The sequence below is a fragment of the Actinomyces mediterranea genome (genome assembly GCF_900155595.1).
GTDB classification, from domain to species: domain Bacteria; phylum Actinomycetota; class Actinomycetes; order Actinomycetales; family Actinomycetaceae; genus Pauljensenia; species Pauljensenia mediterranea.
The window spans coordinates 591,546-616,267 of record NZ_FTPB01000004.1 but is presented as its reverse complement, the minus strand read 5'-3'; the positions used below and the strand labels follow the sequence as shown (position 1 = coordinate 616,267).

The following is a 24,722-nucleotide window of genomic DNA, read 5'->3' as shown; positions in this document are numbered from 1 at the left end:
TTCGATGTGATGACAGTGTTTTACCACAGGTCGGGATTCGACGACGGGGTCGGCACATCCGAATCCGGTTCGATGAAGACCGCTTCATCGCGCTTCGTGGACAGAACAGTGTCGATATACGAGCGAACGGCCTCGTCATAGGGGATATCGTGGCCCGACTGCTCGCCGAGGAACCAGCGGTGCTCGAGGAACTCGTGGTAGATCTGCGCCTGCTCGAGTTTCGACGCGAGCTGCGGGGGAATCGCCTCAATAAGCGGCTCGAACATCGCGTTCACCCAGTCGTGGGCGACCATCTCAAGGGACAGATTCTCCTTGCCGGACACCATGCGATAGGTGTCGATGTCGTTGAGGAGGCGCTGGGCCTGCTTCTCGCCCACGTCCATGCCCGTCAGGCGCATGAGTTTGCGGTGGTGGTGGCCCGCATCAACGACTTTCGGCTGAATGTCGAGCTGAGCGGTGCCCGCCACCGACGACATCCGCAACTCGCCCACATCGAAGCCGAGCTCATTGAGGCGACTGATCCGCTGGGCGACCTTCCACTTCTGGTCGGCCTCAATGGTCTCGCTGCTCGTCAGCTCATTCCACAAGTCGTAGTAGCGCGAACGGATGCGGTCGCCGACCTCAATCGGGTCGGCCTCCTCGGGGAAGAAACCGCCGGCTTGGAGATCCATGAGTTCGCCGATGATATTGACGCGTGCCAAGTCGACGTCGTACTCGCGCTGGCCGGGTGTCAATTTCGGGTGCAGCTCCCCGGTCTCGGCATCCACCAGATAGGCCGAAAAGGCGTCGGCGTCGCGGCGGAACAGGGTATTAGACAAGGAGACATCGCCCCAGTAGAAGCCAAGCAGGTGCAGTCGCACGAGAAGAACGGCGAGTGCATCAATGAGGCGGGTCGCGTTCTCCGCCCCCATATGGCGGCGAAACAACGCCCGGTAGGGCAGGGAGAACTGCAGGTGATCGGTGACGAGGGCGGCGTTGAGCTCTTCGCCCGAGGGGGACCGCCTGCCCGTGATGACCGCCGTCGGAATGACCGAGGGCGCATCGAGGCGGGCGAGGTCGCGCAGCATCTCATACTCGTGATGGGCGACCGTCGATCCAATCTCTTTGACTGCGATGACTCGGTCGGACAACTCGACGAATCGGACAACATGGCGGGAAATGCCGCGGGGCAGCGCTGCGAGCAGTGAATCAGGCCACTCTTCTAAGGGAGTGTCCCATGGCAGGTCGAGGAGGGCGGGGTCGACCTTCGCAGCCATGATCTCAAATGCGTCAGCCATGGAATCAGCGTCTCATTCGATCTGGCGGAGTGGCGAAAACGGGTTGACCCCGCCTCACTGGGCGGGGTCAACCGAGAGGACTGATCAGTCGGGCAGGCGCATTCCGGTGGCAGCGGAGAAGTTGTGCTGCTGTCCGGGGCGGATGCGGACGCGGATTGTGCCTCCGCGGGCCGGCGCGGTGCGCGGAGGCACACGAACGATCAACTGCTTCGCGGCGTCCTCGTCAGCGGAGCCGATTCCGGTGCCGGTCTCGACGCCCGCAAGGTGTCCGTAGACGTAGGCATCCGAGCCGAGTTCCTCGACGAAGTCGACCTCGATCGGGATGGTGAGCGGGTCGTCGTCGGTGACGAGGTCCATGCTCTCGGGGCGGAAGCCGATGGTGATCTTGCCGCCGTCCTCGGGGGTTACTGCCGCCACCGTCTCAGCCGACAGCGGGATGCGCGCCGGGCCGAGCTTGGCCACATTGCCTTCGACGTTGAACTTGCCGAGATTCATGGCAGGCGAGCCGATGAAGCCTGCGACGAACTCATTGGCGGGCCGGTCGTACATCTCCTGCGGGGTGCCGACCTGCTGGAGCAGGCCGTCCTTGAGGACCGCGATGCGGTCGCCCATGGTAAGGGCCTCCGTCTGGTCGTGGGTGACGTAGACGGTGGTGACGCCGAGCTGACGCTGCAGGGACGCGATCTGGGTGCGGGTCTGGACGCGCAGCTTCGCATCGAGGTTCGACAGCGGCTCATCCATGAGGAAGACCTGTGGCTTGCGGACGATGGCGCGACCCATCGCGACGCGCTGACGCTGACCGCCGGACAGGGCCTTCGGCTTGCGGTCGAGGTAGGGCTCGAGGTCGAGAATACGAGCCGCCTCGTCGACGCGCTTGGCGATCTCTTCCTTCGGGGTGCCCGCGATCTTCAGAGCGAAACCCATGTTCTCACGCACGGTCATGTGCGGGTAGAGGGCGTAGTTTTGGAAGACCATCGCGATGTCGCGGTTCTTCGGGGGAACGTCGGTGACATCCTTATCGCCGATAAAGATGCGACCCTCATTGACGTCCTCAAGACCTGCGAGCATGCGCAGCGACGTGGACTTTCCGCAGCCGGAGGGGCCGACGAGGACGAGGAACTCACCGTCTTCAATCTTCAGATCGAGCTGATCAACCGAGGGCTTGTCATTACCCGGGTAGATACGGGTGGCCTTGTCAAAAGTTACTGTTGCCATTTTCTGTATTCCTCCCACCGGCAGGTACGTGCCGGACGATCCGAGTGGGTCGTTGTACTCGATCAGCGTCTTCACTGACGAGGGAATCGCTGTGGCGCCGCGAAACCTCCTTAAACCTAGCACTGAAAACGACTCAGACAAAGTGAGGCGCGTAACACCCCTCGGCACCGATCAGGTGCCCACTGACCCGGCCCGGGTCGGTGAGAACTCGAAACGCCTGCCTGCACCTGTAATCTGAGGGTGTGAACGAGGGCGACGACATCGGCGGCTATAAGCTGCTTCACCGCCTTGGTGCGGGCGGCGCGGGAACCGTGTGGCTCGCCGAGGACGGGGGTGGCACCCGTGTGGCGCTCAAACTCGTCCACCCCGCCCTCGCCGCCTCTGAAGCCGCCAGGGCCCGCCTCGCCCGAGAGGCTCGCACCGTCAACTCCGTCCGTTCTAACGCCGTCGCCCACGTCCTCGACATTGAAACCGACGCGACACAGCCCTTTGTTGTCTCCCAATACATTGAGGGCCCCACCCTCACGTCCATCCTTCAGTGCGGTCCCCTCCCGCTCCCGGTCGTCACTGCGCTCGCGACGCATATGGCGCAGACCATCAACGCCGTGCACGACGCGCACATCATTCACCGCGACATCAAACCCTCGAACATCATCTGTTCGAATGAGGGGCCCATCCTCATCGACTTCGGCATCGCGCAGGGCGACGGGGACGAGCGCCTCACCCAGACCGGCCTCGTCTCGGGGACGGCCGGGTACACAGCCCCCGAATTACTGCGGGCGCAGGACGCCTCGAATGCGACGGACTGGTGGGCGTGGTGCGCCACCCTCCTCACCGCGGCGACGGGGCGCCCGCCCTATGGGACGGGGGACATCCAAGGCATCATCATGCGCGTCCTCGATGGGCAACCGGATGTGCGCGGACTCGCCCCCGCCGTGGCCGGGGCGCTCGAAGCAGCGCTGTCCCCCGACCCGGCTGCCCGGCCGGACCCGGCCGACCTCGTCGGGAAGCTCTACGCCGCCTACGGTCTGCCCGGCGGAGTCGACTCCATCGACGACGTCGCATGGGAGGGGCTCTACGACACCCTGCCCGCAACCGATGTTCTTCCCGCCGCGGTCATCCGCGTCGATGCGACACCCCTCGCGCGGACACGGGCGCTGCCCTCTTCGGATGCGACCGCCGCCCTGTCGACCCCCGGTACGATCTCGGAGCCCGCCTGGCAGGGGGGCTCCGATCTGGCGGCAGTCGAGCCCCGCGTCGACGCCGGATTCGCGCCGTCCCACGCGGCAGCGCCCCTTGCGCAACCCGTTCCCCAGATTCCCGTACCCCAGACGTCCGCCCCGTTCAACGGCTGGGAATCACTCGCCCCCGCTGCGGCCCCCGCCTCGCCGGAATCGGTGTGGGCGCCCATCGGGCAACCGGCGTACCCGCCCCGGCTTCCTGCAACCGCCTGGTTGGTCGGATTGTTCTTCATGATGCCGCTCGCGATGCTCCCGCTCACCATGGGCATGGCGGGCAGCGTCCTCGTCCTCGCGATTCTGCTGCTCATCTCCATCGTCGGTGGCTGCTTGAGATACCGGGAGATGAGGCGCTTGCGCGCCCAGGGACAGCGCACCTCGGACACGGCGTGGATGATCGCCCTATCCCCGCTGTTCGCAATCAGATCGGCGGCCGCACTCGTCTGGGGCATCGCAGTCGGGGCGATCATCCCCTACGCCGCGTGGATCATCTACACCTTTAACACCACTGGATGGGCGGACTGGCGGCGCATCTGGTCGATCCTCACCTCGTCGACCGTCACCATCGGCGTCGACCCTCTCATCACCGATCGGATCGGGTCCGTCGCACTGTGGTTCGTCGTCTGGACGACTCTCGCTCTCAACTGGCTGATGCCGACATCTGCGGACCTGCGAGACGGCCTGTCACGCGGCGCCGCTGTCGCGCTCGGGCCAAGATGGATCCGCGTCCTCGCCTGCGTCTTCGCTGTCGGCGTGGTAGGAGCCACATGGTTCATCCTCACAGGAGCCGGGTTCTGACTGCTCATCGCGTCCCCATAGTCGGTAGGGTGTTCGCAGGACATTCGTGAAGGGATAACCATGGCTGATAAGAAGGGCGATGCTCTGTCGGTGCGCGAAAAGGCGCAGCAGATGCGGCTCGAACAGGACAAGGCGGATAAACGCACTCGAACGATCATCATCGCGCTCGTCGTCGTCGTTGTCATTGCGGTCGTTGCGGCAGTCGGCATCGTCATCTGGCAACAGGTCGCCAAACAAAGAGCGGTAGCGAATGCTGATCCTGCGGCGGTCCTCGGCGACTACGCGTCGGGCGCGCCGATCGTCGTCTCCCACCTGGGCGTGGGGCAGAAGGACGAATCACTGCCGACGCTCACCGAATACTTCGATTACTCGTGCCACGCCTGCGCCGACATCGATGTGCTCGCAGGCAGCGAGCTGTCACGGGACGTCGCGGACGGCAAATACAACATCGAGTACCAACCGGTGACGACCGTCGACATGGGGTACATGCACCCCGCGACGACGGCGTCCCTCGTCGTTGCGCAGAAGGATCCGGAGCACTGGGAGGCCTTCCACCATTCGCTGCTCTCCTACTTCTCCACGCAGTACAACGCCGGGAAGGGGCAGGTCATTCAGAATCGGGAGGCATCCTGGAAGCAGGTGAAGGTCCTCGCGAAGGAAGTCGGCGTGCCCGATAAGGTCATTGAGTCCATTCCGCAGAATGTCACGACCGACTATCTCGAGGCCTCGACGACCGCGTGGAGGAATGCGGCGATTGAGAATCGCGGCGATAAGCTGGGGACCCCCGAGTTCGTCAAGGACCACTCGACTCGCATCGACCTGTCCGGAGCTGATGCGCAGACGCTCGTTAGCATCATCCGGGCGGGTATCGGCGTCGAATAATCCGATTCTTCGGTTGCGGCGGATTCGATTGATTCGCAGAGTAGTCGACCTCCATGGCACACTATGGGGGCGCGCCGCCTTAGCTCAGTTGGTAGAGCAGCTGTCTTGTAAACAGCAGGTCATCGGTTCGAGTCCGATAGGCGGCTCCAGTCCGTAGAATGAAGAACACCGGGTGCCCCTATGGCGGCAGGTGCAGTCGCAGGCCGTTCCAATGGTCGAACCAGTGGTCAGTGCTCGTTCTATCATGCGTTGTCCCGGTTCGCCTCCCGGCTGTATCGAAGACTGTCCCCGTTATGACGGAGAACCCGCTCACACGCACACAGTTTCTGGAGACTGTCACGGGTCGCGCGGGTGCGCACCCCTGTGAACTGCGGTTATGCAATGTCGCTTGAAAGGTGATCGACAGTCGGTGCGAAAACTGTGTGCACTATTGCGGGGCCTCGCACACTCTCAGGGCAATTGCCACTTCACGGGCGCGGCGCCCTGCTCGGCGAGCAGGGCATTCGCCCTTGAGAAGGGGCGAGAGCCGAAGAAGCCGTAGCGTGCGGACATCGGGGAAGGGTGAGGGGACTTCACGATCGGCACCCCGTCGAGCAGGGGCTCGAGGGTCTGGGCGTCCTTGCCCCACAGGATCGCCACAAGCGGACGAGGTCGTCCCTCTTCATCGCGCCTGCGCACGAGCGCCGTGATCGCGCACTCCGTCACCTCTTCCCACCCGCGCCGCCGATGCGAGCCGGGAGCACCGGGTCGCACCGTCAGCACCCTGTTGAGCAGGCACACGCCCTCGCGAGACCACGGGGACAGATCACCCGAGGTGGGGCGGGGGAGTGAGAGGTCGGATTCCATCTCCGTGAAGATATTGTGCAATGAGCGGGGGATTGCGACCCCGGGGGCGACGGAGAAGCTCAAGCCCATGGCATGTCCGGGAGTGGGGTAGGGGTCTTGCCCGACGATGAGGATCTTCACCTCGTCGAAGGGATAGGTGAAGGCGCGCAGCACATCCGTGCCCGCCGGGAGGTAGCCGTGCCCTGCGGCGATCTCGTCACGGAGCATGGCGCCGAGTTCGTGGATGCGGCCCTCCACGGGCGCGAGGGCTGCGGCCCACCCGTCGTCAACGAGAGCGGACAGGGGCTTGGGAGCATGATCAGTCACGAGCCCAGACTAGCGCCCAACGCTCAATCGGGGCGCCCAGAGACTTCGATCACGGCGGATTCGCGGTGAGGGCGGGTGTGGCGCGCCCGACACGATGCGCCGACGATGGGGGTTTGCCCGTTAGGCTTGAGACGTGAGCTCACAGTACCCAAGAGATGAATTCGACGTTGCAGGCGAAGACATGCCGGTCGGGATGCACCGACCGCAGCCGTCGAAGTGGAAGGCCGTGTGGCCATTCCTTGCCATCCTCGTCATTGTGCCGTTGCTCGCTTGGGGGGCGAGCACCCTGCTGATGCAGCGATCGACGAACACCGCCGACCAGCCGCCGACTCCGCAGTCGGCATCGCAGCCACAGTCCAGCGCCCAGTCCTCCGCCCGAGATAATGCGCAGTCGGATGCCCAGTCGGCGGCTGAGAGCCCCATGTCCGCCGCGCGACAAGAGACGCCCCAATCCGATCCGCAGCCCAGTGCGGCCCAGGTCGTCAACTATAACGCGAAGATCTCCGTCCTCAATGGAACGGGCACCGCTGGTCTGGCCGCCCAGAATGTAGCGACTCTCGCCACCAGTGGCTTCCCGGGCGCTACAGCGGCGAATGCAGAGGGATGGATCACTCAGGTCTCGACCGTCTACTACGAGGATCCCGCGATGGTGGCAACTGCTCAAGCGGTTGGGACGTCCCTGGGGATCTCCAATGTGCAGCAGACAACGGGTCTGGGCGACCCCGACATCGTGGTGATCCTGCGCTGAGGCGACCCCGGCTGCGCTCGTAGCGAACGAGGGCGCCCTGCGGCGGCAACTTCCGGTTGCCGCCGCCGCTGTATCAATCGCATACCTGCGCTCATCTCCCCGGCGGCAGGGGGACGCCGTCTGTTTCGTCTTGCACTCGCATGCCGAGAGTGCCAAACTTGGCGTTGGCACTCGCCAAGGCAGAGTGACAAAACCACCGGGTCCGGTGAGGCGCGCACACCGCGGGACATGAACGCGGGACGCGCGTCGTCCGTCGCGGGCACCGACCCCGATCCGCATCGCGGAAGGAAATAGACGACATGCCTAAGATCATTCACTTCGACGAGGACGCGCGCCGCGGCATGGAGCACGGCCTCAATCTCCTCGCCGACACCGTCAAGGTGACGCTCGGCCCTAGGGGACGTAACGTCGTCCTCGACAAGAAGTGGGGCGCCCCCACCATCACCAAGGACGGTGTCTCCGTCGCCAAGGAGATCGAGCTCGAGGATCCCTTCGAGCGCATCGGCGCCGAACTCGTCAAGGAGGTCGCCAAGAAGACTGACGACGTCGCAGGCGATGGCACCACCACGGCGACCGTTCTCGCCCAGGCCCTCGTCCACGAGGGCCTGCGCAACGTGGCTGCGGGCTCCAACCCGATCGCCCTCAAGCGCGGCATCGACCAGGCCGTCTCGGCTATCGTCGCGCAGCTCCACGTCGACGCCAAGCCGGTCGAGACGACCGAGCAGATCGCAGCAACCGCATCCATCTCGGCGAACGACCCCGAGATCGGCGAACTCATCGCCCAGGCCTTCGAGAAGGTCGGCGCCGAGGGCGTCGTGACCGTCGAAGAGACCAATTCCTTCGACACGACCCTTGAGACCACCGAGGGCATGCGCTTCGACAAGGGCTACCTGTCGGCCTACTTCGTCACCGACACCGAGCGCCAGGAAGCCGTCCTCGAGGACGCCTACGTCCTGCTCATGGACTCCAAGATCTCGAACGTCAAGGACATTGTCCCCGTCCTCGAGAAGGTCATGCAGACCAGCAAGCCCCTCGTGATCATCGCCGAGGACGTCGAGGGCGAAGCCCTGGCGACCCTCGTCGTGAACAAGATCCGCGGCACCTTCAAGTCCGTCGCCGTCAAAGCTCCCGGATTCGGCGATCGCCGCAAGGCGATGCTGCAGGACATGGCGATCCTCACCGGCGGCCAGGTCATTTCCGAGACCGTGGGCCTCTCCCTGGAGAACGCCGACCTCGAGTTGCTCGGACGCGCACGCAAGATCGTCGTCTCCAAGGACGAGACGACCATCGTCGACGGCGCGGGCGACAAGGACATGCTCGATGCACGCGTCCGCCAGATCCGCCAGGAGATCGACAACACCGACTCCGACTACGACCGTGAGAAGCTCCAGGAGCGCCTCGCAAAGCTCGCTGGCGGCGTCGCCGTCATCAAGTCCGGTGCGGCCACCGAGGTCGAGCTCAAGGAGCGCAAGCACCGTATCGAGGATGCCGTGCGCAACGCGCGCGCCGCTTCCGAAGAGGGGCTCGTCGCCGGTGGCGGTGTCGCTCTCATCCAGGCTGCGAACCGCGCCCTCGTTGCTCTCGACGATCTGACCGGCGACGAGGCGACCGGTGTCAATATCGTTCGCATCGCAGTCCTGTCCCCGCTCAAGCAGATCGCTGAGAACGCCGGCCTCGAGGGCGGCGTCGTCGCCGACCGCGTCTCCGGCATGGAGCCCGGCTACGGCCTCAACGCCGCGACCGGCGAATACGGTGATCTCATGGCCCAGGGCATCTCGGATCCTGTCAAGGTGACCCGCTCCGCCCTGCAGAATGCCGCGTCGATCGCTGGCATGTTCCTCACCACCGAGGCAGTCGTCGCCGACAAGCCCGAGCCCCCGGCACCCGCCGGAGGTGAGGATGCCGGCATGGGCGGCATGTACTGATACGACGCTCTCGGCGGGGCAACCGTCTAGTGCGATCAGGCGGGGCCGACACCTTCGGGTGCCGGCCCCGTCGGCGTATGACCGATGCGGCTATCAGGTTGGTCTACTCGGGCGCCGCCACTCAGGAGGCGAAGAGCGCCGTCGATTGGGCCTCCGCGTCGGCGTAGACACTCGCAGCGGTGTTCATCTGTGCTCCGATCGCATCGAGTGAGGCCTCCACTTGAACCTGGGTCGCCTGCCATCCTGCGACGCACGCCTGGAAGTTCTGCTGCGCCGCGCCGCTCCATGACGACTCGAGGGCAATGAGCTCTGCTAGCATCGCCTGGACCTGCTGTCGAATCGTCTCGCTGGTCGCTCCGACCCGCGCAGCTGCTGCGCTCACCTGAGCGGAATCCACCATGTAGGTCGCCATGACCGTCTCCTTCGTCATCATCGTCATCCGGTCGGATAACTGATTTCGACGCTAGAAAAGCGCGGGACGGGAAGCCATAGGCGAACCCGTCGCCTGTGGATGGAGAGAAGGGATGCCGCAACCTTGTGGACGGAGCAGCCGTCCACAACCCGCTACTTCGCGGGAGTCGACGGCAGGTCGAGCGCTTCGATCGCCATCTCCAGGGAGGATGAGGAGTCCTCTTCCTTCGCTGGGACGGCATCCTCATCGAGGGGGGCGAGAACCGGCAGAACGCCGGTCGACGTCAACTCGTCGTTTTCTCGGTCAGCGCACACATTCTTCTTGAGCTGGCGGCGCTTGATGATAAGGGTCCCCGTCGCGGTGACATCCTCATCCGACACCGAATCGGCGGGATCGTCCTCGACGGTCTCCTCATCGTCGCTCGGCGCCGCACCGGAAGCGCTCAGGGCGGCGTCGAGTCGAGTGAGTTCCACTTCGAGGTTCGAGCGCGCAGCCGACTCCCAGGTCTCGCCCAAGGGCGACTGGTAGATCGAGTCGAAAGCAAGGAGCTTCTTGACGACGAGGCGCCTGGCCTGCGTGAAGTCCACATCGGACACGTCGGAGAGCTCATTGCGCAGACTCTCACGATACTTCTTGTACTCCTGGGGGGACACGGCCAGCATCGCAAGATCCGCATCGACGAGGACCTGCGCATCGAGGTCGGAGCGCGGTGCGCGATGGCGCGCGAGGAAGGACAGGAGTTCACAGACGCGGTTCGTCACGTCCTCTGATACTCCGAGCGATGTGAGGTGCTCGCGTGTGATCTCGATGCAGGCGCCCGCCGAGGACACGGGGTCCGCTCCGGCGAGTTTGACGGAGAGGCATCGATTGAGGGAGGCACCGTGGTACCAGGTGGCGATCCGCAGAACATCCGGGTCGTGCGCCGTCGCGGCGAGCTCGTCGATATGAGCGAGCACATTGATGAGGTGCCGCGTGTTGTGAAGACGCCGCTCCGGATCGGACCAGCGTGCAACGAGGTCCCGTCCTTCAGCGTCGAGCTGCGCGGCAGAGGCCGTCGCACCGATCTCCTGCATGGAGTCGGTGAAGGAACTGAACAACCATTGAGGTGCTTGTGCACCCATGCTGACTCTCCTGGTGTAGGGAATACCCGCGCAATGCTAGTCACTTGGTTTGAAACTAGCACTTCTGGTGGTGCGTATCACCCCCGAGTAGCCCCGCTCAATGTGCGCCACGGAGGCGATGCGTAGGAATCGCTCACGGCTCGCGCAACTCAGCCCCCTTTTTCGTGATGGCCTGCTCCGAATCGGGATTCCACGACGATCTCGCGGATAGTTCATCGCTGAGGGGCAGCTCGATGCGGACCGTCAAGCCACCGCCCTTCGTCTTCGACAGCTTCGCGCTTCCGTGGTGGGCGGTGAGGATACCGGAAACGATGGCGAGGCCGAGGCCCGAGCCGCCGTGCGAGCGCGCGCGCGATGAATCGGCGCGATAGAAGCGCTCGAAAACCCTGCTCCGGTCGGCGTCGGCGATCCCGGGCCCGTGATCGCGGAACTCGACGACCGCCCTATCCGAGTCCCGTCCCAGGGCGATCTCGACGGGGGATCCCTCCGGCGTGTAGCGCACGATATTGCCGATGAGGTTTGTGAACACCTGCTGAATGCGGTCGCGGTCCGCCCTCGCCACGAGGGTCATCGGCGGATTGTGGCCCGACAGGGAGCGCACGGCGACACCCCGCGTCGAGTCGAGCGCCTGGAGGTCGAAGGCGGCGTTATCCGCCATCTGGACGAGGTCGACGTCTGTGAATTCCAATGGGCGCCCCTCGTCGATGCGCGCAAGGGTGAGGAGGTCCTCAACGAGGGCCGACATGCGCGTCGACTCGGATCGGATGCGCCCCATCACCTCCTCGACTCGGTCTTGAGGGACGCCTCCCATCGAGTAGAGCTCGCAGTACCCGGAGATCGCCGCTAGGGGGGTCCGCAGCTCGTGCGAGGCGTCGGAGACGAAGCGCCGGATGCGCCGCTCGGAGTTCTGCCGCGCTTCGAAGGACTGTTCGACCTGGGTGAGCATCGCGTTGAGCGACAGAGCGAGTGAGCCGACTTCGGTCGTCGCCGGGGGAGAATCGATGCGCTGCGTGAGGTCCCCAGCCGCGATCTTGCCCGCAGTAGACTCAATGGAGCGCAGTGGGCTGAGCGAGCGCTTGACGAGCCAGTGCCCGAGGTATCCGCCGACGGCCACGATGACGAGGGCGGCGATCGAGAAGTACACGGCGGTAGTGCGCAGGGTTCGCTGGACGTCGGTGAGAGGCAGGGCGATCGTGGTGATGCCGATGACCTTGTGAGTGGCCGATGATCTCAAAGGCAGGGACACTGCCCTCCACGTCGACCCGGGCAGATTCGACGACACCGTCACCGCTGCGGTGATCCCGAGTCCCTCCTGCGGCACATCATTGATAGTGAGCAGATCCGGGATGTCGGGGGTGCCGGAGACCGCGAGGGTCTCCGGATAGTAGTAGTAGATGGGAGGATTGGAACCGACGAAGGTCTGGCGGATGAAGTACAGCGTCGGCAAGCCCGTCTCGCCCGGCTCTATCGTCGCCTTGTTCGCGTAGATCATCGACTCGGCGGCGCTGACGAGTTGTTCGTCCACTTGGGAGACGAGATGTCGCTGGAGCAGGCCGACCATCACGGTGCCCGCCATGACGAGGCCGAGCGCAAGGAGAGCGGTGATGAGTGTCACGAGCTGCGTCGACAGGGGGCGCCTCTCCCAGATGACGAGGAGGCGGCCGAAAAAGCCGGCCCTCACGGCTCAGTCCTCTGCGCGCAGGATGTAGCCCACGCCGCGCTTGGTGTGGATGAGCTCCCCCGAAGCGCCCTCGACGGCGAGTTTGCGCCGCAAGTAGGAGATGTATGACTCGACGATCGCGACTTCCCCATCCCAGTCGTACTCCCACACGTGATCGAGGATCTGTATTTTCGACACGACCCGCCCCTCGTTGATGACGAGGTAGCGCAGGAGTTTGAACTCGGTGGGGGACAAGTCGATGTCGACCCCGGCGCGCGTCACCTCGTGGGCGTCCTCGTCAATGACGAGGTCCCCCACGCGGAGCTTTCCATCGTCCTCTTCGGAGCCGATGGTGCGGCGCAGGATCGCGCGGATGCGGGCGACGACCTCTTCGAGGCCGAATGGTTTGGTGACATAGTCGTCACCGCCGACGGTCAGGCCCTGGATCTTGTCGCGCATATCATCGCGTGCGGTGAGGAAGAGGACGGGTGTCGTCACCCCGGTTTCACGCAGGCGCCGCGTCACGGTGAATCCGTCCATATCGGGCAGCATGACGTCGAGGACGATGAGGTCGGGGGCCCTCTCGATGGCTTGTCGATAGGCGGATTGCCCGTCCTCGGCCGTGTGGACGTCGAAGCCTGCAAATCGCAGTGAGGATGCGAGAAGATCCCGGATATTGGGCTCATCATCAACGACGAGAAGAGTCGCCTCTCCTTCGGTTGCAGTGCGTACCATACGTTAATCCTGCCAGCTGAAACTGGACGTTTGCTGAATGTTCGATGGTAATGGAGCATTCTCGTGTCGACTGCCGGTGTATGAGAAGATGATCGGCACAATGACATCTGAAAGGTGAGGACATGACAGACCCACTGGCTCCTCAAGGCGTTGTATTCCGCCCGGTCTCCCCGAAACTGGCGACCGTCCGGGTCATCTCCGAGCTCATTGTGTTCATCCCTTTCATCACCGCGTCACTCATTGGCGTGATCATGCTCACGAAGTGGCTGTGGATCGCAACAGCCGCGCTGACAGCGCTCCTGATCTGGTCTGTGTGGATCGTTGTGAGACAGGTACGCGCCATGGGCTTCGCACTGAACGAGGACGAGTTCCTCATCCGCAAGGGCATCATGTTCAAGCATCTCACCCTCATCCCCTACGGGCGCATCCAATACGTGGAGGTCTCTGAAGGGCCGATCGCCCGCATGTTCAATGTCGCCGAATTGCGCCTCCACACGGCATCACCGGTGACCAATGCGATCCTCAACGGCGTCCCCTCCGGCGAGGCGGCGCGGCTGAGGGACATGCTCGTAGAGCGAGGCAGTGCGGAATTGGCGGGCCTATGAATCGCGCCGACACCCGATCACGCGACTATGGGGAGGCATCCGCCGCGAAGGTCCGCGCCGCGGAGGGGAGCATCCCCGATTCCCAGTGGCGCAAGCTCCACCCGATCTCTCCGGTCGTCAATGCGTGGAAGGCGCTGGTCCTCCTCGTCACCATCGTCGCGGTGCAGAACGCGCAGTACCTCATCCGATTCCTCGACTCCGATTTTTCCCACTCCCTCGGCATTACGACTCTTGTCCTACTCGTCGCGGGCTCCGTGCTCGGCTTCCTTCTCATCGTCGCCGTCTTCTCGTGGCTGTCGTGGCGGGCGACGAGTTTCGCTGTGACCGACGTGGGCGTCTACTACCGCTCCGGAATCCTCAAGCGGACTCTCAAGCAAGCGCGCCTCGAACGGATTCAGGCGGTCGATATCGTCCATCCGCTGCTCGGGCGGATTGCTGGACTGGGACGCCTCAATATCGAGGTCGCGGGCGGCCCGAGGTCGAATCTCAGCCTCGGGTACCTCAAGACTGCGCACTTGGAGACCCTTCGCGCCGAGATCCTCGCCCGCGCTGCAGGCGTCTATGTCGATCCCGCGGCATCCATGCCCGCTCTTGGCACTGCGAGCGCGGACGGTTTGCGTACCGCAGCTGCGGTGTCCGTTGTCGAACCTAGAGCGGCGGAGGCGCCCGAACGCGTCCTCTACACGCTGTCCGTCGGACGACTCCTCGGCTCGATTGTCACCTCGCTCGGCATGATCATCGGACTGTTCATCGTCCTGGCAGCGGTCATCAGCGGCGTCGTCTTCATCATCATGCGAGGCATCGGGGGATTGGTGATCCTGTTGCCGCTCAGTGCGGCTCCTCTTGCATTCGTCTCCTTCATATGGGCGCGCTTCGCAGGAGAGTTCAGCTTCACTGCGGCGGTCTCCCCTGACGGGATCCGCACGCGTTCGGGATTGACGGACACGCGTTCACAGACCATCCTGCCGCGCCGCGTCCACGCGGTTCGCATCCACCAGTCCTGGTTGTGGCGCGCATTCGGTTGGTACCGGGTGACGATCACCCAGGCCGGATACGTAGGGCAGGAGGGGGCTGATGCGAACAGTTCCCAGTCCGCACAGGTCCTTCTGCCCGTCGGCAGCCGGGAGGATGCCGAGCTCGCGCTGTGGCTCGTCGTGCGCGACCTCGGAGTCGCCGAGCCTCAGGATTTCCTCACAGCCGCCCTGCACGGGCGTGGCGACGGCTTCGGGTTCGTCCCGATCTCCGAGCGCGCCCGCACACTCCTCGACTGTCTGGTTCGCGACCGACGTGCCGTGGCACTCACAGACACATGTGTGGTCATCCGCGATGGGTGGCTGAACAGGGACGCTTCCTTCATCCCCGTCGAGCGCCTCCAATCGATCGGGGTGACGCAGGGTCCTCTGGAACGGCTACTCGACCTCGTCAATGTGCACGCCCAGATCGTCCGGGGGACCACCCCATCAACGGCGCGCCACCTCGATGCCGTCCAAGGCGCTCGCCTTGTCGAAGAACTCCGCATCAAGTCGCGGGTCAAGCGCGCCGCTGAGCCGCCGGAACGGTGGATGCAGCGGGTGGAAGCGCGGCTGGGCGCACAGTCTGCTGTCGAGGCGGTGTTACGGGCAACGGGCGCCCAACCGGTCGGGGAAGGGCAGCCGGGGCTATGACGTCCGTCCAGGGGCGCCTCGGCGTCGGGATCATCGGCATGGGCCGCGTCGGCCCCGTCATCGGCGCTGCCCTGCGCGCCGCTGGGCATACGATCGTCGCCGTGAATGCCCACAGCGACGATGCCCGCGAGCGCGCAGAAGCGGTCCTGCCGGGCGTTCCGCTGGCGAGCGTCGACGAAGTCCTCGAGCGCTGCGAAGTCATCATCCTCGCCATCCCCGACGAGCAGATTGAGCCGCTCGTCGCCGGACTCGCCGACCTGGGGCGCTGGCAGATGGGCCAGATCGTCATCCACCTGGCGGGGCCGTATGGAACGTCGATTCTTGCGCGCGCCCAGGCGGCAGGCGCGATCCCCTTGGCGATTCACCCGTCAATGGCGTTCACCGGCTGGTCCCTCGATGTTCACCGCCTCACGGGAGCGCCCTTCGTCATCACCGCGCCCGCCCCTTTCCTGCCGATCGCCCAGGCCCTCGTGGTCGAAATGGGCGGAGAACCCGTCGTCGTCGGCGAAGAACAGCGAGCCGTCTGTCACGCGGCGCTCACACTCGGCGCCAACACCATGATGGCGGGCGTAGTCACCGCCGCGGGTGCCCTCGAAGTCGCGGGCATCGACTCTCCGGGCACGATCATGGCGGCACTGCTGCACATGACTCTCGACCGGGTGCTCGACGAGGGGGTCCGCGCGATCGAGCCCCCTGTCGCGGGTATTGATGCGGCGGCGGTGAAGACGCACATGTCCGCCCTCGTTGATGCGGGCGAGGAGGAAGCGGCGCGGGCCTATGCGCGCGCCACCCGAGATCTCGTGCACATTCTGGCGGCTCAGGGGCGGCTCGCAGAGCGCGGCGCGGATGCAATCGAAGTGGCGCTTCTCGACGGCGAGAACTCGGCGACGTGACGGGCGCGACTATGCCCGGGGTGAAGACGCTCACCCGAGGGTGACATCGACCATGTCGGGGTGTATTCGGCCCCCTGAACGCAGCACAATAGGGATATGACACCTGTGCTTGCCCGTACTCGCGACGAACTCGCCGTGGCCCTTGACGCCCTTCCGGGGCCGCGCGCCCTCGTCATGACGATGGGCGCCCTCCACGAGGGTCACCTGCAGTTGGTCAGGCGCGCGCAGGAACTCGCCGACCATGTCATCGTGTCGATCTTCGTCAATCCGACACAATTCGCCCCCGGTGAGGACTACGACATCTACCCGCGCACCCTCGACGCCGATATGGCGGCGCTCGCAGATGTCGGCTGCGACCTCGTGTGGGCTCCCGCTCCCGATGAGGTCTACCCCGAGCCCGTTGCCGTTTCCATCGACCCGGGCCCTGTCGCGAAGGTCCTCGAGGGGGTCACGCGGCCCACGCACTTCGCAGGTGTCGCCCTCGTGTGCACGAAGGTCGTCGGACTCGTACGCCCCGACGTTGCCGTCTACGGCGAGAAGGACTTTCAACAGCTCGCAGTGCTGCGCACCGTGTTCCGCCAGCTCGATATCCCGGTCCGCGTCGAGGGCGTGCCGATCGTGCGCGACGAGGACGGGGTCGCGCTGTCGAGTCGCAACCGCTATCTGTCGGAGGAAGAGCGCGTTCGCGCCCGAGACCTCTCGCGCGGCCTCGAAGCCGGTCGCGGCGCCGCGTCCAGAGGCGCGAGTGCCCGGCAGGTCGTCGCAGCAGTCGTTGCTGTCCTCGACGCCGCCGGGGGGATCGACATCGACTACGTTGCCCTCGTTGACGAGGGGACCGTCGACATCCTCGCCGGAACGCCCGGCGTCGACCTCGTGAGTCCCGAGGACGCCCGTCCCGCCACCATGGTCGCAGGCGCGCGAGCATGCCGCCTCCTCGTCGCCGCAAAGGTCGGGACGACCAGGCTCATCGACAACCTGCCCCTCCTTATGGAGGCATACCGTGGCTGAGACGATGCGGATGGAAGTCATGCGCCCGATGGTTCAGGGGAAGATCCACCGCGCGACCGTCACCGGTGCGGACCTGCATTATGTCGGGTCGGTGACGATTGATGCGGATCTCCTTGATGCCGCGGATATCGTTGAGGGGCAGCAGGTCGATATCGCCGACGTTGACAATGGCAACCGGTTGACGACGTATACGATTGCGGGGGAGCGCGGCTCGGGGGTGGTCCAGCTCAATGGCGCGGCCGCGCACCTGGTCAGTGTCGGTGATCGTGTCATCATCATGGCGTATTGTCAGGTGCCCGAGTCGCGGGTGTCGTCGTGGACTCCGGCGGTCGTCTTCGTCGATGCGGAGAATCGCCTCGTCGAACGGGGCGGCAGCATCGGCGCCGTGCCCGAGGACTCGGAACGGGCCCGCGAACTCAACCTGAAATCCGCGGGGCGCTGAGGCTCGCATCGGCCGCCCCGCGGGCGCGGTCGTACATTCGGATAGACTGTTGCACTCGTAGCAACGGATCCGTCGGATGAAGGGAAGCGTCTCGTTGTGAACATCCAGTCCCTGTCTTTTATCGGCTCGGTCATCCTCGCCACCATGGTCCTCATCGCCGTCACGGCATGGGCCATCGGGCGTCGCCGAACCGTGCGCTCCACCATCGGGGCACTACTCGCCCTCGTCGTGTCGGCCGCGATGGCGACGACATCAATGGCGCTCATTGTGAATCGGGGAGGATCCTGGGTGCGCACGACGAGTGACGTCGTCGGGCTCCTCACCGGCGCGAAGCCCAACAACGGGGCTTCACAGGTTCTTCCCCCGATTGATTCGGTATCCCAGTCCGGGTCGCAGGATCAAGAATCCGGAGGGGAAACCGGTGCCGACGCGCCCGCACACACCCGCCCGGATGGAGCAACGCGCACCGCCGAGGACGACACGGACATGCTGCCGAGCTCGCTCGCTCCGGACCCCTCGCTGGCGGTGGACTTCGAAACGGACCCGGGGACTGGCGAACTCACCGCGATGGTCTCCGGAAGCGAATCCGGCTTGACACGGTCAGTGACGATCTGGACGCCGCCGGATTATGATCCCGCCTCGTCGCAGATTCACGATGTCGTGATGTTCAACCATGGATATCCCGGGACGGACAAGGGGCCGATCACCGCCCTCGACCTTGCGAATACCTACAGCGAACTGCGCGCTTCTGGGAAAATCCGTCCGATGATCCTGGTCGTCCCGGACGTGTCCATGGAAGGGGCCCAACCGAACTGCGTCGATGTCGAGGGGTATCCGAGGATCGAAACGTTTGTTACCCACGATCTCGTGCGAGTCCTGCGTTCGACGTTCCCGAACCTCAACACTCACCGCGAAGGGTGGATAATGGCCGGCGCGTCGGCCGGCGGCTACTGTGCACCCGTACTCGCAATGCGCCACACGGGCCTGTTCTACGGGGCGATCTCAATGGGCGGTTTCGATACTCCTGGTCTCGGGGCGCTCGCCTGGGCCGGGGGAACCACGGCACGGGACTTCACGGTGTCGAATATGCTCTCCTCCCTCCAGGGCGAGCCTCAGCACCTGTACTTCGCCGGTACGAAGGAGGAGGAACTCTCATTGCAACTCATCGCCAATGTGACCGGCAAGGGGCGACCCGAGGACGAGGTCGTCACTCATGTTGACGAAGTAGGGGGGCACTCCTGGACGGTGTGGGCCGATCAGTTGAAGACCGCGCTCGAATGGTGGGCGCAGGGCGCGACCAAGGCGGAGTCCGCGAGGCGGGGCGAGGCCGCCGAAACCTCCGCGCAGTCGGGGCCGCAATCGGGTCCGCAGTCCGGACCGCAGTCCGGGGATGCGGCGCAGTCGGACGCTCACGGCGGATCCTTGGATTATCGACCGCCGAGCCCTTTCTCCCTGCAGGGCTGGGGTACACTGACAGTTTGGTGGGTCGGCGGCCTGCTCCTCGTCATCGCCGCCCTATGGGTGGGGCCGAAGACCGGAGCTGTTGCGAAACTGAGCGGAATGCGTCATGTCGCGATCCCGACGTCGATTCCCCGCACCGTCGCCATGTTCCTCGTTCGATACATGATGGTGCTCCTGCCCGTCCTCGTCGGGTCGGTGGCGATTCTGCTGTCAGTCAATCGGGCGGAGTCGTTCTACACGAACCTGGAGCATCTGCAGCAGGATCTGCAGACCTTCCTGTGAATCGGGAAGCCGTGTTGTTGTGGATCGAGGCGCGCGTCTCATCGGGGGGCGTGCCTGTGGCGCTACCACCGGGGCGCCCGGTCGGCGTGTGCTCCCCATCATGGTCGTGCGGACGGATTCAGGTGTCGCGCTGAGAATGCGGTTACTCCTCCGCGAGGAGCGTGCGCGCGAACCGCGCGGCATCAGCGGGGCTCATATCGGGCAGGTAGGATCGCGAAATCGCGATCCCCACGGTGGGGATGTCGAGCATATCCGGGACGGCGAGGTAGAGCGGCTCGAACCGGGGCTGGAACTTCTTCTTGAAGAACAGCAAAGATCGGAACCCGTACACCGGTTCAAGCAGGGACCCGACATAATCGAGGACGGGGGCGAAACGCTCGGCTCCCGACTCCTCAAGGTCCGGTTCGCGCGCGGCGAGACCCGAATGCGCGAGTGGGGCGCCCGACAGGGAGAGGATCTGCAACCCCTCCTCCTTGGCATCCAGAGCGGCCCTCCCGAGGAGGAACTCGATCGAGGGGCGGAATCCTCCGTCGCGCTTGCGCATGACATCGAGGGTCAGGCCGATGAGTTCGCCCTCGTTATAGACGGGAAGCCAGGACGTGACGGCGTGAACCGTCCCCTCCTCGTCCCTCGCGAGTAAGAGCCGCGTCTCCTCGACTGCCATCTCGTTCATGCCGCCGAGTGTGAAACCCATCTCCGGCAGGGCCTTCTCATCGACCCACGCCGATGAGATGGCCCGAATCTGGTCCAGTACGCCCTCGGGGCAGGTGGCCAGCGTCGTCCACTCGGCGGTGATCCCCTCTTTCGCGGCACGGTTGATGGCGGTTCGCACGTCCTGCCACTTCTTGCCGGTGAAGGCCAAAGCGGGCAGGTCCATGACGGCCTCCTCGGCGACCTTCATCGTCGTCCAGCCGAGTTGATGAGCGACGCGAGCCGTGTTGGCGTGCACGGAATACAGTGCGGGAATCATCGAATGAGACGTCGCGTAGGTCGCGAACTCGGCGACGACTCGATGCAAGTTCTCGGGACGCGCGGCGGGGTCGGTGATGGTCAGCGCGACGCCTGCCACCCTCCGGTAGGCGATGAGGGCGCTGCCATCGGCTGAGATCCACTGCTCATTACCCGGCCAGGTATTCATCCAGCCGAGGGAGCCGGACCGCGCTGTTGCGACGAAGTCTCGCGGCGAGCGCTCCGCCGTCGGTGCGTTCGGCACTTTCGGAGACGCCATGACAGTGGCGAGGGCCGCGACGATCGTCGTCATCCACGTGAGAATGGGGGCCCATTCGATGAGGAGGCGTCCGATCCACGTGACGGGGAGAAGGGTGGGGGTGAGGAGCGACAAAGCTGTGGGCGGCAGAATCCGGGCAGCGTAGTTCGAGGCCAATAGCCATGTGGTCGCTTCAGGCATCGTCGATTGCGGTGCATTGAGCCCCAGCAGAATGACGACTCCGCCGATGACCACAGCGGTGACGAGGATGATCGATCCGCTGCGCACGAGCACGGATCTGGGCGTGCGCACGGCGAACCACTTGCGATTCCAGACGATGAGGGCGATGAGCGACAGGGGGATGATGACGGCCGACAGGACCTGCGACAATGTCGTCTCAGGGAGGGCGATCTCCACCTCAGTAAGCGCGACTTCAGAGATGAAGACGGGTTCGGTGAAGAGGAACAGGCGGGCGAGCGCGAGCAGGGCGAAGAACGTCTGGAGGGCGAGGGTGGCGATCGCCGCGACCCGGCGCCCCCGTGCAACGCCCCAGGCGAGGACGCATTGCAGCAGGAACGGCATCATCATGATGATGAGCGGTGCCACGCCCTCGGTGCGCAGCGCATTGGTGGCACGGGCGCATTGAGAGACGTCGCCTTCTGAACACAACTGCATGAGCGCGTCTACGGTGAAGTCGGTCGGGATGATGCCCAGGGCGGCGAAGGAGAGGGGGCCGACGGCCTGGGCAGACACGATGGTGAGGACGCTCCCCGCTGACAGGGTCACGATGACGAGGGCGACGATTGAGCGGCCGCGGTGGCGGGTCCCGATGAAGGAGCGGGTGTTCTCCCCACGGGGCGCGAGCGCAATCCCTAAGATCAATCCGATGAGTGCGCTGCCAAGAGCCCCTGTCGATTGAGGCGCTCCGCCGAAGGCGACGAGGACCCCGAGAGCGGCGAGGAGGAAGGCCCGCAGGCGTCTGCGCCCGAGGACCTGCATCCATGCGGAGCCCGTGAAGATGAGGCCCATGAGTCCGAATGCTGCAGAATTGAGAGGAGTCGATTCTGTCCCCGACTGCGCCCACTCCGCATTGATGTAGCGGAAGACGATATCGGTTGCCTGGGTGATGAGGATTCCTCCGATGCCCGACAGGACGACCGCTGTGATCCATCGTCGCGCGCCGATCGCAGCCTCGATGATTCCACCGATGACGACGAAGGCGAGTGCGAGTGCAAGGCCGACGTACCATGTGGGCGCCGACCAGAAAGAGGTGACGAGGGCCCACAGGCGATCCGGGTGACCGGCGGTGGCTCCGAGCCCTTCGCCGAAGAAAGCGCCGTATGAGGCCGCGATGGAGGCGAGGAGGATGGACACCGCCGCAGCAGTGGACGCGGGGGTACGGCGCAACTGCTGCGTCGCTCGTCGCAGCGTGCGCCGCAGCAGCGACAGGGTGGCATGCATCTTGAAAGTACTGACGGTAGTCACTCATCACCTCATGTATTCGGAGCCGTTGAATTCGTGCGACCGGCGGATCCTCGTCGGAGAACCGCGCATGGTCGTTAAACGCGGCGGCACTGGTCCTCACCCTACATCGAAGGGGAAGACCCTACAGTGGAAGATGAACCGCATGGCGGCGCTCATAGGCGAGGGGACTTGAACCCTCAACCTGCTGAAACGCGCACAGTGTACCCATGAGGCTTCTCGCGCCTACCGATAGGTTCTGTATATTCGCAGGTGTGGGGACTGCAACGCCTCGACCACGGAGGCGCTCGTGGAGTATGGAGGATCAGGGATGCGCGCGAGGAGATCGTCCTCGCCGAGCCGGTACCATGGGAGTGTGACTGAAGAGCAGAAGAACCGAGACAGTGCCCACGACGTCGATGACGCCCCGGAGCAGGTCCGCGTCCGCGCCCAAAAGCGTGCCCGCCTCCTCGCCGACGGCTCAGAGGCATACCCTGTCGTCCTCGCCATCACCTCGTCCATCAAAGAGGTTCGCGAGGCCTACTCGCACCTCGAGACCGGTGAGGAGACCGAGGACGAGGTCGGGATCGCCGGGCGGGTCATGCTCGCCCGCAACGGCGGAAAGCTCTGCTTCGCGACCCTCATGGACGGCGAAGGCAATCGCATCCAGGTGATGCTCTCCGCCGCGGAAGTCGGTGCCGACTCCCTCGCCGCGTACAAGGCGGATGTCGACCTCGGCGACCACCTCTTCGTCCACGGGCGCGTCATCTCCTCACGCCGCGGCGAACTATCTGTCATGGCGCGCCCTGGCGTCGCCCCGGCGGGTCTGTTCACCCCCGGTATCGACGAGGGCGACCCCGTTCCCGCCTGGCGGCTCGCCGCGAAGTCGCTGCGCCCTCTGCCTAAGGCCTACACCGCTGAGGACGGCACCGAGATGAGCCTGTCGGAGGATATGCGCGTGCGTCGCCGCTACCTCGACATGATCGTCCGGCCCTCAGCGCGCGACATGGTTCGTCTGCGCGCCACCGTCGTCAAGTCTCTGCGCTCCTACTTCGACGCCGCGGGATTCGTCGAGATCGAGACGCCGATGCTGCAGAACCTCCACGGAGGTGCCGCCGCACGTCCCTTCTCCACCCACATGAACGCCTACGATACGGACCTGTTCTTGCGCATCGCTCCGGAGCTGTTCCTCAAAAGGGCGGTTGTCGGCGGCGTCGACAAGGTCTTCGAGATCAACCGCAACTTCCGCAACGAGGGCGCCGACTCCTCGCACAGCCCCGAGTTCACCATGCTCGAGGCCTACGAGGCCTACGGGTCCTATGACACGATGGCGATCCGCACCCGCGAGTTCATTCAACAGGCCGCGCGCGAGGCCTTGGGTACAGAGGTTGTCACCCTCGCCGATGGATCCGCCTACGACCTGTCGGGCTCGTGGAAGCAGATCTCCATGTTCGAGGCGACTGCCGAGAAGCTCGGCCGCGAATTCAGCGTGGATACCCCGCGCGATGAACTCGTCCGCATCGCCGAGGAGCTCGGCGAGGATGTTGCCGACCATTGGGGGCCGGGTAAGATCGCGGAAGTGATCTTCGAGGCCGCCGTCGGCGATGACCTGTGGGAGCCGACCTTCGTGCGCGACTACCCGGAGGACTCTTCGCCCCTGACCCGCGGGCACCGCTCCAAGCCGGGTATCGTCGAGAAGTGGGACTTGTACGTGCGCGGCTTCGAGTTGGCGACCGCCTACTCGGAACTCGTCGATCCGGTCATCCAGCGGGAGCGTTTCGAGGCTCAGGCGCTCGCGGCCGCCGAGGGCGACCCGGAGGCGATGGTCCTCGACGAGGACTTCCTCATGGCGATGGAGTACGGCATGCCCCCGGCGGGCGGTATGGGCATGGGGCTCGACCGCCTGCTCATGGCCCTCACCGGCCAGGGCATCCGTGAGACCATCACCTTCCCGCTCGTCAAGAAGCTCTGAGCCGAGCGTGCCGCGAGGTGGGCACGAGCGATGGATGACTAGGAGGAGCTCGAACTCTTCGTCGCAGCCTGGCGCAATGAGTCGGCCTCAACTCCGATGAGGCGCTCATGGTTGCCCGCCATTGGCTCGCCGCTGTGGCGGCATCTGCCGCTCGCCCTGTTCCTCGGCCTCCTAGCGGGCGTTACAACTCGCCTGATGCTGTCCGAGGAGGACGGACGGCCCGGGTCTCTCCGCGATCTTCACACCAGTCGTGACCGCCGTGTTGCTGAGCATCCTCGTCGTCGCGTCCCTCACCTCCAATCCCGTCAATGCCGACCGGGGCGTGCTCATCACCTTCGACGGCGACCTCATCCTGGTCAAGGCGATCGTGCTTTTCACGGTGTTCGCGCGGGCGTGCTCATCGTCGACGCCCTGTCACTGTGGGCGCTGTGGGGTTATGGGCGGACCATGCGGGGCGGGCCCCTCGGCGCTGCAGCAGTGGCAAAGCGCCGCGCTTCCGGTCTTCGCCGCGTGGGCGGCCGTCGTCGCGCTCGTATTCCCGCCGGTCTTCTCCTTCCACTAGGC

Annotated in this window: 20 protein-coding genes and 1 tRNA gene; 13 read left to right on the top strand and 8 right to left on the bottom strand. The window is 64.9% G+C overall.

Features of this window, described 5'->3' with window-relative positions:
• Nucleotides 1–20: 20 nt before the first annotated feature.
• Nucleotides 21–1,277, bottom strand: a complete 1,257-nt coding sequence (locus BQ7471_RS06820) for a DUF4032 domain-containing protein (RefSeq protein ID WP_076465145.1) — start codon at nt 1,275–1,277, stop codon at nt 21–23.
• Between the two features lie 84 nt (nt 1,278–1,361).
• Nucleotides 1,362–2,492 (bottom strand): ABC transporter ATP-binding protein, encoded by a 1,131-nt coding sequence (locus tag BQ7471_RS06815; protein WP_076466234.1) that lies wholly within the window; start codon nt 2,490–2,492, stop codon nt 1,362–1,364.
• A 242-nt stretch (nt 2,493–2,734) separates the two neighbouring features.
• Here BQ7471_RS06815 and BQ7471_RS06810 point away from each other — a divergent pair, with 242 nt between their 5' ends.
• The 3 genes from BQ7471_RS06810 to BQ7471_RS06800 all read left to right on the top strand — a co-directional run bounded on the left by BQ7471_RS06810 (nt 2,735) and on the right by BQ7471_RS06800 (nt 5,559).
• Nucleotides 2,735–4,528: a serine/threonine-protein kinase gene (locus BQ7471_RS06810; RefSeq protein ID WP_076465143.1), complete on the top strand. Its 1,794-nt coding sequence runs from the start codon at nt 2,735–2,737 to the stop codon at nt 4,526–4,528.
• A 60-nt stretch (nt 4,529–4,588) separates the two neighbouring features.
• A complete protein-coding gene (locus BQ7471_RS06805) occupies nt 4,589–5,410 on the top strand; it encodes a DsbA family protein (RefSeq protein ID WP_076465142.1) in 822 nt (273 codons plus the stop codon).
• Between the two features lie 73 nt (nt 5,411–5,483).
• Nucleotides 5,484–5,559 (top strand) — tRNA-Thr (locus BQ7471_RS06800).
• 301 nt (nt 5,560–5,860) lie between these two features.
• On the opposite strand, the gene BQ7471_RS06795 is transcribed toward BQ7471_RS06800, so the two are convergent.
• Nucleotides 5,861–6,562 (bottom strand): uracil-DNA glycosylase, encoded by a 702-nt coding sequence (locus tag BQ7471_RS06795; protein ID WP_076465140.1) that lies wholly within the window; start codon nt 6,560–6,562, stop codon nt 5,861–5,863.
• A 133-nt stretch (nt 6,563–6,695) separates the two neighbouring features.
• Here BQ7471_RS06795 and BQ7471_RS06790 point away from each other — a divergent pair, with 133 nt between their 5' ends.
• The gene (locus tag BQ7471_RS06790) at nt 6,696–7,310 is read left to right on the top strand and encodes a LytR C-terminal domain-containing protein (protein WP_235821254.1); all 615 of its coding nucleotides are present in this window, start codon (nt 6,696–6,698) and stop codon (nt 7,308–7,310) included.
• 299 nt (nt 7,311–7,609) lie between these two features.
• A complete protein-coding gene (groL, locus tag BQ7471_RS06785) occupies nt 7,610–9,235 on the top strand; it encodes a chaperonin GroEL (protein WP_076465137.1) in 1,626 nt (541 codons plus the stop codon).
• A 121-nt stretch (nt 9,236–9,356) separates the two neighbouring features.
• On the opposite strand, the gene BQ7471_RS06780 is transcribed toward groL, so the two are convergent.
• The 4 genes from BQ7471_RS06780 to BQ7471_RS06765 form a co-directional block, all read right to left on the bottom strand.
• Entirely contained in the window at nt 9,357–9,647 is a 291-nt protein-coding gene (locus BQ7471_RS06780) for a WXG100 family type VII secretion target (protein WP_076466233.1), read from the bottom strand.
• Nucleotides 9,648–9,799: 152 nt separating this feature from the next.
• The gene (locus tag BQ7471_RS06775; protein ID WP_076465136.1) at nt 9,800–10,768 is read right to left on the bottom strand and encodes an HD domain-containing protein; all 969 of its coding nucleotides are present in this window, start codon (nt 10,766–10,768) and stop codon (nt 9,800–9,802) included.
• A 133-nt stretch (nt 10,769–10,901) separates the two neighbouring features.
• The gene (locus BQ7471_RS06770) at nt 10,902–12,449 is read right to left on the bottom strand and encodes a sensor histidine kinase (protein ID WP_076465134.1); all 1,548 of its coding nucleotides are present in this window, start codon (nt 12,447–12,449) and stop codon (nt 10,902–10,904) included.
• 3 nt (nt 12,450–12,452) lie between these two features.
• Nucleotides 12,453–13,163 carry a response regulator transcription factor gene (locus BQ7471_RS06765; RefSeq protein ID WP_076465133.1) on the bottom strand — a complete coding sequence of 237 codons (711 nt, stop codon included), beginning with the start codon at nt 13,161–13,163 and terminating at the stop codon, nt 12,453–12,455.
• A gap of 122 nt (nt 13,164–13,285) precedes the next feature.
• Here BQ7471_RS06765 and BQ7471_RS06760 point away from each other — a divergent pair, with 122 nt between their 5' ends.
• From BQ7471_RS06760 to BQ7471_RS06735, 6 genes are all read left to right on the top strand, one after another.
• Nucleotides 13,286–13,768, top strand: a complete 483-nt coding sequence (locus BQ7471_RS06760) for a PH domain-containing protein (RefSeq protein WP_076465131.1) — start codon at nt 13,286–13,288, stop codon at nt 13,766–13,768.
• Nucleotides 13,765–15,432 (top strand): PH domain-containing protein, encoded by a 1,668-nt coding sequence (locus tag BQ7471_RS06755; RefSeq protein ID WP_076465130.1) that lies wholly within the window; start codon nt 13,765–13,767, stop codon nt 15,430–15,432. The genes BQ7471_RS06760 and BQ7471_RS06755 overlap by 4 nt, the downstream gene beginning before the upstream one ends.
• A complete protein-coding gene (locus tag BQ7471_RS06750; protein ID WP_076465128.1) occupies nt 15,429–16,325 on the top strand; it encodes a Rossmann-like and DUF2520 domain-containing protein in 897 nt (298 codons plus the stop codon). The genes BQ7471_RS06755 and BQ7471_RS06750 overlap by 4 nt, the downstream gene beginning before the upstream one ends.
• Nucleotides 16,326–16,421: 96 nt before the next feature.
• Entirely contained in the window at nt 16,422–17,333 is a 912-nt protein-coding gene (gene panC, locus BQ7471_RS06745) for a pantoate--beta-alanine ligase (protein ID WP_076465127.1), read from the top strand.
• Nucleotides 17,334–17,343: 10 nt separating this feature from the next.
• Complete coding sequence (gene panD, locus BQ7471_RS06740; RefSeq protein ID WP_076466231.1) at nt 17,344–17,775, top strand: aspartate 1-decarboxylase; 432 nt, start codon at nt 17,344–17,346, stop codon at nt 17,773–17,775.
• A gap of 96 nt (nt 17,776–17,871) precedes the next feature.
• Nucleotides 17,872–19,518, top strand: a complete 1,647-nt coding sequence (locus BQ7471_RS06735; protein WP_076465125.1) for an alpha/beta hydrolase — start codon at nt 17,872–17,874, stop codon at nt 19,516–19,518.
• Nucleotides 19,519–19,660: 142 nt separating this feature from the next.
• On the opposite strand, the gene BQ7471_RS06730 is transcribed toward BQ7471_RS06735, so the two are convergent.
• Nucleotides 19,661–22,210, bottom strand: a complete 2,550-nt coding sequence (locus BQ7471_RS06730) for a phosphatidylglycerol lysyltransferase domain-containing protein (RefSeq protein ID WP_129583372.1) — start codon at nt 22,208–22,210, stop codon at nt 19,661–19,663.
• Between the two features lie 307 nt (nt 22,211–22,517).
• Between BQ7471_RS06730 and BQ7471_RS06725 the strand changes: the two genes are divergently transcribed.
• Both BQ7471_RS06725 and BQ7471_RS11130 read left to right on the top strand, forming a co-directional pair.
• Nucleotides 22,518–24,158: a lysine--tRNA ligase gene (locus tag BQ7471_RS06725; RefSeq protein WP_083663294.1), complete on the top strand. Its 1,641-nt coding sequence runs from the start codon at nt 22,518–22,520 to the stop codon at nt 24,156–24,158.
• 250 nt (nt 24,159–24,408) lie between these two features.
• The gene (locus BQ7471_RS11130) at nt 24,409–24,720 is read left to right on the top strand and encodes a hypothetical protein (protein WP_076465122.1); all 312 of its coding nucleotides are present in this window, start codon (nt 24,409–24,411) and stop codon (nt 24,718–24,720) included.
• The last annotated feature ends 2 nt before the right edge of the window (nt 24,721–24,722 follow it).